The organism is bacterium, assembly GCA_021372515.1.
Classification (GTDB): domain Bacteria; phylum Gemmatimonadota; class Glassbacteria; order GWA2-58-10; family GWA2-58-10; genus JAJFUG01.
Window position 1 is genome coordinate 51245 of the sequence record JAJFUG010000051.1, and the last position, 11497, is coordinate 62741.

Below are 11497 nucleotides of genomic sequence, written 5' to 3' on the forward strand. Positions count from 1 at the left end.
GTAAGTTGGACGGCTTGAAGAGTGCCTTTATTCACCAAGCAAGCACTCGATATTGTTCACCGGAAGATTGTTTCTGTCAAGGTTAATCTCCTGGCTCGAATGCCGGCGCAATCCGGCTGCCGAGTATACCCCGCAGCACCGCGCCGGTGCGACTTCTTTCACAGGCGGCCACCTGACGCGGATTCCCCTGGACCAGCAGCTCTCCGCCCTCGCCGCCGCCCTCCGGACCCAGGTCGACGATCCAGTCGGCCCGGAGCATGACCTCGGGGTTGTGCTCGATCAGCACCAGGCTGTGGCCGGAGTCGACCAGGCGGTCGAGCACGCGCAGAAGGCGCTGGGTGTCCTGGTGGTGCAGCCCGGTGGTGGGCTCATCCAGGATGTACATCCTTCCGCGGCCCCGCGAGGCCGAGGCCGGCTCGCAGAGCTGACGGGCGATCTTGAGCCGCTGGCTCTCCCCGCCGGAGAGGGTGGTGGCGCTCTGGCCAAGGCGCAAGTAGCCCAGCCCCACCGATTGCAGCACCCAGAGCGGCTTTCCTATCCCGGTCTCCGCGCCGAAAAACTCTATCGCCTCGTTGACTGTCATTTCGAGCACCCGGTCGAGCGTGGCCCCGTTGTACTTGACCCGCAGCACCCGCGGGCTGAACCGCTTACCGCCGCAAGTCTCGCAGGGCACGAAAATGTCGGCCATGAACTGCATCTCGATCCGCTCGTAGCCCGCGCCGCCGCAGGTTTCGCAGCGTCCACCCGCGGTGTTGAACGAAAAGTCGCCCGCAGTGAGGCCCAGGCTCTGCGCCTGCTTCGTGCCGGCGAACAGCTTGCGGATCTCGTCATAGGCCTTCACATAGGTCACCGGGTTGGAGCGCGGTGTCCGCCCGATGGGACTCTGGTCCACCAGGGTCACTCCCGACAGGTAGTGCGGCTGTTCCAGGCAATCCAGGAACAGAGGGGCGGCAGTCTGCGCGCTCCGGTCCAGAGCGGCATCCAGGGCCGGGTAGAGGAGCCCGGTCACGAGCGAGCTTTTCCCGCTGCCGCTCACCCCGGTCACACAGGTGAAACAGCCCACCGGGAACGAGACATCGATGCCGCGCAGGTTGTTGAGCCGCGCCCCGCGCAGGGTGATAAAGCGTTTTGTGGGCCGCGCCCGTCGCACGGCGGACGCCTCCGGAGCGGCCAGCCAGCGTCCGGTGGGGGTGTCGGCCCCGGCCAGGCCCGCGGCGGGGCCGTTGTACAGCACAGTCCCCCCCTGCTCACCCGCGCCCGGCCCCAGCTCGACCAAATGAGCGGCGGCCTCGATCACGCTGCGGTCGTGCTCCACCACCAGAAGGCTGTTGCCCGCGGCCACCAGCTCGCGCAGCACGCTGATGAGCCTCTCGGTGTCGCGCGGGTGCAGCCCGATAGTGGGCTCATCCAGCACGTACAGGGTGTCGGTCAGGCCGCTGCCCAGCAGGCGCGTGAGCATGATCCGCTGGTACTCGCCCCCGGAGAGGGTGCGGGTCATGCGGCCCAGGCTCAGGTAGCCCAGACCGACCCGGCGCATGAAATCCAGCCGCTGGACGATCTCGCGCACCAGCTCGCCCGCGGCGGCCAGCCGGTTGGACGGCAGCCGGGCGGGAAGGCTTGCGATAAATCGTCCCAGGCAGTCCACATCCTCGGCCAGCAGCTCGCCGAAAGTGCGGCCCTCCACGCGCACGCAGCCGGCCTCCGGGCGCAGCCGCGAGCCGCCGCAGGCGGGGCAGAGCCGCTCGCTCTGGTAGGAGCGCAGGAAAAAGCGGATGTACTGCTTGTATTTCTTGGCCTCCAGCTTGCGCAGGAACGGCAGCACGCCCTCGAACCAGCCCTCGCCCTCCAGCAGCGCCTTTCTCTGCGTCTCGGGCAGGCTGTCCCAGCGCGCGTGCATGTCGATCACGCTCTCCAGGCAGAAAGTGCGCAGGGCCTCGCGGCGGCCCTCGTAGCGTGGCTTGGCCCAGGGGTCGAGCGCGCCCTCGGTTAGGGAGCGCGAGCGGTCGGGCACAATCAGGCCGAGGTCGTAGTCCAGCAGGTTGCCGAAACCCCGGCAGAGCGGGCAGGCGCCATAGGGGTTGTTGAACGAGAACAGGTTATGGGTCGGCTCGGGGAAGTTGCGGTCGCAGGCGGCGCAGTGGTAGTGTGCGCTGAACCGCAGCGGCTCGGCCTGCCCCTCAACGATCACCGCGGCCCGTCCCTCGCCGTGATGGTACGCCTGGCGCAGGGCCTCGTCCAGACGGCCGCGGGAGGCGGCCTCCAGGCGCAGACGGTCCACCGCCACGAGCAGCGGCTCCTCCGGGGCCAGGCCCTCCAGGGCCGACTGCTCATCCAGGCGCAGATATTCCAGGCCGTCCCCGCGCCAGGCGTGGATGAAACCCAGGGCCAGAAGGCTCTCGCGCAGAGCGGCGGGGTTCACCTGCGCCGAGCGCGGCGGGGCGAACGCCACCGTGGCCGCCCCGCCCGGGTGCCCGGCCAGAATGCGGTCCGAGACCGCATCCGGCGTGTCCGGGACCACCGCGTTCCCGCAGCCGGGGCAGTAAGTTATCCCGGCGCGCGAGAACAGCAGGCGCATATAATCCAGGATCTCGGTGATAGTGCCGACCGTGGAACGGGAGGTATTGACCGGGTTGCGCTGCTCCACGGCCACCGCCGGGCTGAGGCCCTCAATGCGGTCGAAATCAGGCCGCGGAATGCGTTCCATGAATTGCAGGACATAGGTGGGCAGGGTTTCGAGGAAACGGCGGCGGCTCTCCTGGTACAGGGTGTCGAACACGAGCGAGCTCTTGCCCGAGCCCGAGACCCCGGTCACCACGACCAGGCTGCCGCGCGGCAGCTCCAGGTCGATATTCTTCAGGTTGTTCTGGCGTGCGCCCGTGACTGTGATGCGGTCCAAGTTGTCCGTCCGTGCCGGTTCGTAGTGAGGCGGTTTGCGGCCCCGCCTGAGAGGCTAACGGGACGGGCTGAGCAGGATCAGCGCTTCCTCGATCCGCCGCAGGTCCACGGTGGTGTTCTTGCAGGGTCCCTCGGGACGGCAGTTGGGCACGGCGAAAGTGGGGATCACCGGGGCGACATCCTGCAGCCCGGCCACCAGGTCGCGCTCGCAGGCCACGGCGATGATGCGGCTCGGGCGGTGGTCGTGGATCAGCTTGCGCGCTTTCTCGCCCCCGGGCACGGTGTGCACCAGGGCGCCGTAGCGCTCGGCCAGGGCCTGGATGCCGCGGCGGCTGTCCACGGTCAGACAGTGGGGTAGAAGCACCAGCAGCGGCCCGGAGCCGGTGTTGATCCGCGCCCCGCGCACCAGGGCGTTGCTCAGGTTGACAAACGAGTTGCCCATCCGGTCGCGGCTGATCCCGAAACGCCGCCCGAGGCGGAACACGAGCGGCAGCAGCAGGTGGAAACTGCGCTGCACCGGCTCCACGCGCCAGTGCAGACGGCGCCCGGTCAGAAGCGGCAGGGCCAGGGCGCAGAACCAGAGCACCACCGCCGCGCCCGCGGCCAGCAGAGCCACCAGCACGACACTCGCCAGCAGGTGGTGCCAACCCTCCAGACGCGGGGCGATCATGTAGTAGATCAGCCCGCCGCAGAGCAGCACGAACAGCAATGATAGGAAAGCGAAGCCGATGAAGACCCGCTGGTCCTCATTCAGGGCCCACTGGCTCTCCACCGCGCCGTCCCAGTCCGACCACTCGTTGCCCAGCTTGCGGTCGGCCGCCGGCCGGGCCTCGGGGATGTCCTTGGTCTCATCTGCCATAGTCGATGCACCTGCAAACTCCCGGCCTGTAAGCCTCTGCCACCGGCCGGGAACGGGTTCCAGACACATACGGCCGGGGAATCCCCCGGCCGTATGTGGACAGGCGTGTCAGGGCGCGGCTCCCTTGTGCGACAGCGGAATCAGGAGGCGGCGGAATTGAGCTCGCTCAAGAGCAATTCCAGGTCCAGCGCGTGCATCCGGGCGCCCATGAACAGCGGCTCGCCCGAAAAGCTGGGGCATTGGAAACAGTCCTTGCCGAAATGTTTCTCGATCACCACGCGCGCGGCTGGGCTCGACATCGCGGCGTCCCTGATCGTCGTATATTCGTCGAATTGCGTTTTCATCCGGGGCAGTCCCACCATCCGGGTCAAAGAGGATTCGAAATACCGGCGCAGAGTGATACGATTCCGCCACCGGGAAACGTCATAGCGGCGCTTGGGCTCAGACCGCCTCCACGCCCTTGATCTGCGGGATTTTCTCTTTCAGGACCCGCTCGACGCCCATCTGAAGGGTCATGGCCGCGCCGGGGCAGCCGGAGCAGGCGCCCTTGAGACGCACCTTGACAATATTGTCCTCGGTCAGGTCCACAAACTCGATATCCCCGCCGTCGGCCTGCAGGTACACGCGCAGACCATTGATTACCGCCTCGATCTGGTCTTTCATCGCTCAAGCCTCCCTGGAGTCCGGGCCGTGCGGCCCGGCCGTTGCATGCTTTCCGTCCCCGTTGCGGGGTCAGATTTCGTGAAGCCGGCTCTCACCATAAGCCATTTTCCGGATTTTTTCCAGCTTTTCCTTGTAGTACTCTATGTTGGGCGGGTTCTGCTCCACCGCCTTGCGGATGAAAGTGAGCGCCCGCAGGTATTCCTTGCGCTTGAAATAGACCTCGGCCAGGGTGTCGAGGTATTCCGGGTTGTCCTTGTCCAGTTCCAGGGAGCGGCGGCTGAGCGCCTCCGCCTGGTTGAGGTTCGTGTTCAGCTCGGCGTAGGTCCAGGCCAGGTTGTTGTAGGCCGGGGCGTTGGTCGAGTCCTGGGCGATCACCTGGCTGTAAGCCAGGATCGCGTCGTCGTAATAGCCCTTCTCCAGATACAGGTTGCCGAGCATGAAACTGAGTTCCGTGTCGGCGGGGTCTTTCTCGACGGCTTTCTCCAAATGCTCCAGGGCCTGGTCCAGCTTGCCGCGGGACAAAAGCAGCTGGCCCAGCATCAGGTGGTAGTTGAGCAGGAAATCCACCCCGGTCCAGACCACCGCCCCCAGCAGAAGGCCCAGTATCACCCGACGCAGGGTGAACCGCCGCCTGAGCGGCGGCCGCACAACAGGGGCCTGGTCCAGGCGCGAGCTGCGAAGCCCCGCCTCCCAGCGGTTCAGGCTCAGGGCGAACCCGTCCAGAAACCGCTCCGCCGCCCGGGCGCAATAGTCGCACCGCCCGGCCGAGTCCAGGCATTGCCCGCAGTAGGACCGTCCGCAATCGACACACACGCCGGTCGCCGGCGTGAGATAGTGCACACAGCAATGTTGTTCCATCCACTGGCCTTTCCAGATTAACGCACAATCAATATATCTTGTTGCGCAACCCCACGCCAACAGATTTTCGTGTCCCGGTCCGCGGCGCTCCCGAACCCTGCAGGGTGGCCTCCGCCCGCGGAACCCCGGCCGGATTGAACTTGACAAAAACCGTGGCGGGGTGTACAATCAATCAGTCTGCCATAAGTTCGGATTTGCTTTGATTTCAACGGGTTGCAGATAATGCTGCGGCCTGTTGCGAGTTGTTGTTACACCGTTCAAGCCGGTTCACCCGCAGGCGCAGCGCCGTGGAGGCAGTCGCGGGCTTGCGCTTGTCACATTCAGTTCTGCCGTTTCATTCCAAGGACCTGGAGAGCGCATGGACATCGCGGAACTTCTTCTTTTCGCCCACAAACAGGGGGCCTCCGACCTGCACCTCAGCTCCGGCGAACCGCCTCGGATTAGGGTCCACGGCGAGATGCTACCGGTAAAGGTCCCGCCGCTGGACAAAAAGGAAGTCCACGCGATGATCTACGACATCCTGAACGACCGCCAGCGCAAGAGCTTCGAGGAGAGCCACGACATGGACTTCTCGTTCGAGCTGGGCGACGTGGCGCGGTTCAGGGTCAACGCTTTCGTGCAGCACCGCGGCGAGGCGGCCGTGTTCCGTACGATCCCCACCGAGGTGCTCAGTTTCGACAAGCTGGGCCTGCCGGCCAACCTGCGCAACCTGTCCAAGCTGGAAAAGGGCATAGTCCTTGTCACCGGCCCCACCGGCAGCGGCAAGAGCACCACCCTGGCCGCGATCATCGACCTGATCAACGACACCCGCCACGGCCATATCCTGACCATCGAGGACCCGATCGAGTTCGTGCACCGCTCGAAGAACTGCCTGGTCAGCCAGCGCGAGATAGGGCCCCACACGCACTCGTTCGCCAACGCCCTGCGCAGCGCCCTGCGCGAGGACCCCGACATTATCCTGGTGGGCGAAATGCGCGACCTGGAAACGATCCAGCTCGCCCTGACCGCGGCCGAAACCGGCCACCTGGTGTTCGGCACGCTGCACACCTCCAGCGCGCCCAAGACCGTGGACCGCATTGTGGACGTGTTCCCGGCCGAGGAGCAGTCCCAGATACGGGCCATGTTCGCCGAAAGCTGCCGGGCGGTGATCAGCCAGGCCCTGCTGCGCAAGAAAGGCGGCAAGGGGCGTGTGGCCGCGCTCGAGATAATGATCGGCACACCGGCGGTGCGCAACCTGATCCGCGAGGGCAAGATCGCCCAGCTGCCCTCGGCGCTCCAGACCGGCCAGAAATGGGGCATGCAGACCTTGGACCAGCACCTCAAGGACCTGGTGTTCAAGGGCGTGGTGGACAAGGAAACCGCGCTACCATTCGCCTCCGACCCGGAGCTGTTCGAGCGCAGTTTCTAAAAATAGTTATCCACGAAGGGACACGAAGGTTCACGAAGAAAGGCCCAAGAGGACAGCTCATAGCGAAACAGCCCCGGCTGCACTGAGCCGGCCCGGCTTCTCAATCGTTTTTACTTAGTGTCCCTGCGTGTCTCTTCGTGGATTTAATATCTTTGCTTTTGCCTTGTTTTGGAGGTGCGGATGGAATTCATGGACCTGCTCAAATATATGGTCGCGCAGGACGCCTCGGACATCTACATAACCGCGGGCTGCCCGCCGATGTTCCGCATTCAGGGTGTCACCGGCCCCTGGGGCGAGGTGAAGCTGCGGCCCGAGGACACCGCGCGCATGGCCGCCGGGATCATGAGCGAGAAGCAGAAAAAGGACTTCCTCGAAACGTTCGAGATGAACCTGGCCCTGGCCTTCGAGGGCATGGGACGCTTCCGGGTGAACATATTCAAGCAGCGTGGCAGTGTGGGCATGGTGATCCGCCAGATCAAGACCCGTATCGCCACCCTGGAGGAGTTGCAGCTGCCGCCCCGCCTGGCCGAGATAATCATGTCCAAGCGCGGGCTGATCCTGGTGGTCGGGGCCACGGGAAGCGGCAAGAGCACCTCGCTCGCCGCGATGATTGACCACCGCAACCGCAACAGCCCCGGGCATATAATCACCATCGAGGACCCGGTGGAATTCGTCCACGACCACAAGATGAGCGTGGTCACCCAGCGCGAGGTGGGCCTCGACACGCACAGTTTCAAGGCCGCGCTCAAGAACACGTTGCGCCAGGCCCCGGATGTGATCCTGATCGGCGAGATACGCGACACCGAGACCATGGAGCACGCCATCGAGTTCGCCGAGACCGGGCACCTCTGCCTGGGCACCCTGCACGCCAACAACTCCAACCAGGCCCTGGAGCGGGTGATGAATTTCTTCCCCCAGGAGCGGCACCGGCAGATCTACATGCAGCTTTCGCTCAACCTGCGGGCCATAATCAGCCAGCGGCTTGTGAAAACCGCCGAGGGAAAGCGCGCCGCCGCGGTGGAGATATTGCTCGACACCCCGCGCATCAAGGATTTGATCCTCAAGGGCGATGTGGGTCTGCTCAAGGATGTGATGGACAAGGGCCGTCAGGAGGGCATGCAGACTTTCGACCAGGCGCTACTCGACCTGTGGAAAGCCGGCCGGATCAGTCTGGATGACGCCCTGGCCAACGCCGACAGCGCCAATGATCTGCGGCTCAAGATCAAGATGGAGAAGCTGGGCGACGGCGGAGAGATGGAGGAGGACAAGAGCGGGCCGAAGCTGAGCATATAAGTGTCAAGCGGAGCCGATTGATCCGCATAATCGGCATAGTCTTTCGTAGGGGCGAGGCATGCCTCGCCAGAAAAGGCTTTTTGGGCACGCTGCGGCGTGCCCCTACTCTAAAGCTGGCTTTGTGGAGCAGGGGCGAACCTCGTGTTCGCCCGTCATACCGCACATTTAATAGAATAATTACGATGAATCTCTGGGAAACAATATCAGAGCGGTTGCTTACACGAATATTGGATTGGGTATTTGGTTCCCTCTGTGTGGCTCTCTTGGCATTGCATATTGGATTTAAGGATAAAATTGCGCTCATGCTGTCACAAGGGCGCTGGTTAATGGTGGCAGAAGCATTTTTATTTGGAATATTGGTTTTGGGATACCTGTTTTACAAATACTGGAGAAACTTTAGGGATAAGCCAAAAATAAAAGAATATATTTTCATCACTGACCCTCCGCTTTATGTTTACAAAAAAGACAAAAACAATCGTTCTTTGCATTGTTACAAATGCCTTTTTAAAGTTGGCCATAACCAATCAAGGATGGGCAGAATACTGGGAAGAGGTTTGACCTGCCCAAACTGCAATGAAACGTTTCTTGAGGACGCAGGATACCCTGGTATTGTGTGTAATATTATATACGAGTTATTTAATGAAGAATTTAAGTATTAAAATATAAATCCCCCCTATTTCCCCCTTTGTTAAGGGGGACTAAAACCTCGCCGGACAGGTGTTCACCGCATTTTCCTCCTTTGCGAGGGTGGGAATATGCCCACAAGCGGCCGTCCGACCGAACCTCCCCCTTTTTCAAAGGGGGATCGAGGGGGATTTAATAGAAATTACAGCCACCTCTGAAATATAACTTAACGCATTCCCGCCCAACCCACTCCCCCGCCAGGGACAGGCCCATCACGGAGGGACAGTCCCATGCCGGTCTACAACTGGAAAGCCCGCACGGTCAAGGGCGAGAGCCACTCCGGCGAGCTGACCGCGGCCAGCCCGCAGGAGGTGATCGGCTACCTGCGGCGGCGGCGGCTGATCGTGGTGGCGGTGGAGCCCAAGCCGCGCGAGATCAAGCTCAAGCTGGGCGGCCACATCAAGACCCGCGACATCGTGCTCTTCTCGCGCCAGTTCTCCACCATGATCAACAGCGGCCTGCCCCTGGTCCAATGCCTGGGCATCCTGGCCCAGCAGACCGACAACGTGCGGCTGCGCAACACGATCAACTCGGTGCGGGTGGACGTGGAGGCGGGCAACACCCTGGCCGACAGCCTGCAGAAATTCCCGCGCCTGTTCTCGAACCTGTATGTCTCGATGGTCCGGGCCGGCGAGACCGGCGGTATCCTGGACACGATCATGCTGCGCCTGAGCGACTATCTGGAGAAGAACGACTCCATCATCCGCAAGATCAAGGGTGCGATGATCTACCCGGCCGTGGTGTTCACCGCGGCCATCGGCTGCGTCTCGGTGCTGCTCATCTTCGTGATCCCCATTTTTGCCAAGATGTTCAAGGACCTGAACCTCCCGCTGCCCCTTCCCACCCAGATCGTGGTGGGGCTGAGCGATTTCCTGGTAGGCTTCTGGTGGCTGCTGCTGGGAGGCATAATCGGCGGGGTGGTGGCGCTCAAGCGCTTCAAGGCCACCGACCGGGGCGAGTACGTGATCGACGCCCTGCTGCTCAAGGTGCCGGTGCTAGGCGACCTGCTGCGCAAGAGCGCGGTGGCGCGGTTCACCCGCACCCTGGGGACCCTCATATCCAGCGGCGTCTCGATCCTGCACGGCCTGGAGGTGACCGCCCGCACCAGCGGCAACCGGGTGGTGCAGGACGCCGTGATGGGCAGCCGGTCCAGCATCGCCAGCGGCGAGACAATCACCAAGCCGCTCAAGGAGGCCGACATCTTCCCGCCCATGGTGATCCAGATGATCAACGTGGGCGAGCAGACCGGCGGCCTGGACAACATGCTGGTCAAGATCGCGGATTTCTACGATGAGGAGGTGGACACCGCGGTGGAGTCGCTGACCGCGGCCCTGGAGCCGGTGATGATCGTGTTCCTGGGCCTCATCGTGGGCGGGATGGTGGTCTCGATGTACCTGCCGATCTTCGACCTCATCACCAAGATGCACTGAAACCGCGCCCACGGAGTGCCCGGCATGACAAGGCTGACCGCGTTGCTTCGCACCGCCTGGAAGCGGCCTGCGTTCTCCTACGTGCAGTTCATCAAGTGGTGGATGCTGCTGAGAGCGGCCCTGGTGACCACCACCCTGGCCGTGGTGTTTTTTTTCAGCCCCGCGGGCGGGACATCCAGTGCGGGCGGCAGCATTCTCGCTCCGGCTGTCACTGGGCTGACCCTGCTCGTCTCCTGGCTCTTCTACCGCTCCGTGCGACGGGATGACCCGCCCGAGATCGGCCTCTACCTGCAGTATTTCCTCGACATTTTCCTGATCAGCCTGCTCAACCTGATCGCCAAGCCGGCGGATGTAAGCTTTGTCCCGCTCTACCTGCTCACGATCACCCTTGCCGGGATACTGAGCCTGAGAACAGGGGCGCTGTTCGCCGCCAGCGCCGCGGCGCTGTTCTACCTGCCCGTGGGGCTGGGCGCGCTGAGCCTGGGGTTCACGTTCAGCCGCCAGTTCGAGGTGAACGTGTTCTACCTGAACGACAAGCGTATCTGGCTGAACGTGGGCCTGCAGGTGTTCCTGTTCTACATGATCGCCCTGGTGACCAGCCACCTGGGACGGCGCCTCCGCCGCACCGGGGGCGAGCTGGAGGACCTGCGCCGCGTGCTGCGCCAGCAGCGGGTGGACACGAGCGAGATACTGCGCAACATCGACACCGGCCTGATCACGGTCAACCCGGGGGGCACGGTGGTCTACGCCAACCCGGCGGCCTGCCGCATGCTGGCCCTGGAGCCCAGGCGCGCGCTGGGACGGAACTCCGGGGAGCTTTTCAGGTCGGTCTGCCCGGAGCTGAACGCCATGATCGAGCAGGCCGCCGGCAGCCGCGAGCGGCGGCTGATCCGCCTGGTGCGGTTCGAGACCGCGCGTGGCCCGCTGACCGTGGCGGTCAACCCCTCGCCCATGTTCGAGCAAGGGGGACGTCTGCGCGGGGTGTCGCTGATTCTGCAGGATGTGAGCCCCGAGCTGCGCGCCAGCGAGCTGGAGCAGCGCGCGGGCAAGCTGGAGGCCGTGGCCGAGCTTTCCGCCGCCCTGGCCCACGAGATCAAGAACCCCCTGGCCTCGATCCGCAGCGCGGTGGAGATGCTGCGCGAGCCCGCGCCGTCGCGGCACGACGGGGCCGAGAAGAAGCTGATGGACTGCGTGATCCGCGAAAGTGACCGTCTGAGCGACCTTCTGCGCCAGTTCCTGCAGTTCGCCTCGGGCAGCCTCGGCCCCCTGGAGGCGGTGCGCCTGGGCGAGGCTGCGGCCACGGCCCTGGAAGCCGCCCTACCCCACCCGGACTGGCGCGCCGGGATCGAGGTGGAGCTTCAACCCGAAGCCGCCGAAATGTGCGTGCGGGCCAACGCGGCCTCACTC

10 protein-coding genes are annotated in these 11497 nt (G+C 63.8%); 5 read left to right on the forward strand and 5 right to left on the reverse strand.

All coding sequences use genetic code 11. The features are described 5' to 3' along the window. Positions 1–82: 82 nt before the first annotated feature. From uvrA to LLH00_05190, 5 genes are all read right to left on the reverse strand, one after another. Positions 83–2896 (reverse strand): excinuclease ABC subunit UvrA, encoded by a 2814-nt coding sequence (uvrA, locus tag LLH00_05170; protein ID MCE5270656.1) that lies wholly within the window; start codon positions 2894–2896, stop codon positions 83–85. A gap of 54 nt (positions 2897–2950) precedes the next feature. Beyond that, positions 2951–3754 carry a DUF116 domain-containing protein gene (locus tag LLH00_05175; GenBank protein MCE5270657.1) on the reverse strand — a complete coding sequence of 268 codons (804 nt, stop codon included), beginning with the start codon at positions 3752–3754 and terminating at the stop codon, positions 2951–2953. 140 nt (positions 3755–3894) lie between these two features. Next, a complete protein-coding gene (locus tag LLH00_05180; protein ID MCE5270658.1) occupies positions 3895–4098 on the reverse strand; it encodes a hypothetical protein in 204 nt (67 codons plus the stop codon). Between the two features lie 97 nt (positions 4099–4195). Beyond that, on the reverse strand, positions 4196–4417 hold the full coding sequence (locus tag LLH00_05185; protein ID MCE5270659.1) for a NifU family protein: 222 nt from the start codon (positions 4415–4417) through the stop codon (positions 4196–4198). Between the two features lie 69 nt (positions 4418–4486). Then, entirely contained in the window at positions 4487–5275 is a 789-nt protein-coding gene (locus LLH00_05190; protein ID MCE5270660.1) for a tetratricopeptide repeat protein, read from the reverse strand. Positions 5276–5633: 358 nt separating this feature from the next. Between LLH00_05190 and LLH00_05195 the strand changes: the two genes are divergently transcribed. The 5 genes from LLH00_05195 to LLH00_05215 all read left to right on the forward strand — a co-directional run. Further along, entirely contained in the window at positions 5634–6683 is a 1050-nt protein-coding gene (locus LLH00_05195; protein ID MCE5270661.1) for a type IV pilus twitching motility protein PilT, read from the forward strand. A 180-nt stretch (positions 6684–6863) separates the two neighbouring features. Further along, positions 6864–7976 carry a PilT/PilU family type 4a pilus ATPase gene (locus LLH00_05200; GenBank protein ID MCE5270662.1) on the forward strand — a complete coding sequence of 371 codons (1113 nt, stop codon included), beginning with the start codon at positions 6864–6866 and terminating at the stop codon, positions 7974–7976. 182 nt (positions 7977–8158) lie between these two features. Beyond that, positions 8159–8635, forward strand: coding sequence for a hypothetical protein (locus LLH00_05205; protein MCE5270663.1), 477 nt, complete (start codon positions 8159–8161; stop codon positions 8633–8635). A 255-nt stretch (positions 8636–8890) separates the two neighbouring features. Further along, positions 8891–10090, forward strand: coding sequence for a type II secretion system F family protein (locus LLH00_05210; GenBank protein MCE5270664.1), 1200 nt, complete (start codon positions 8891–8893; stop codon positions 10088–10090). A gap of 24 nt (positions 10091–10114) precedes the next feature. After that, on the forward strand, positions 10115–11497 hold a 1383-nt coding region (locus LLH00_05215), incomplete at its 3' end, for a PAS domain-containing protein (GenBank protein ID MCE5270665.1).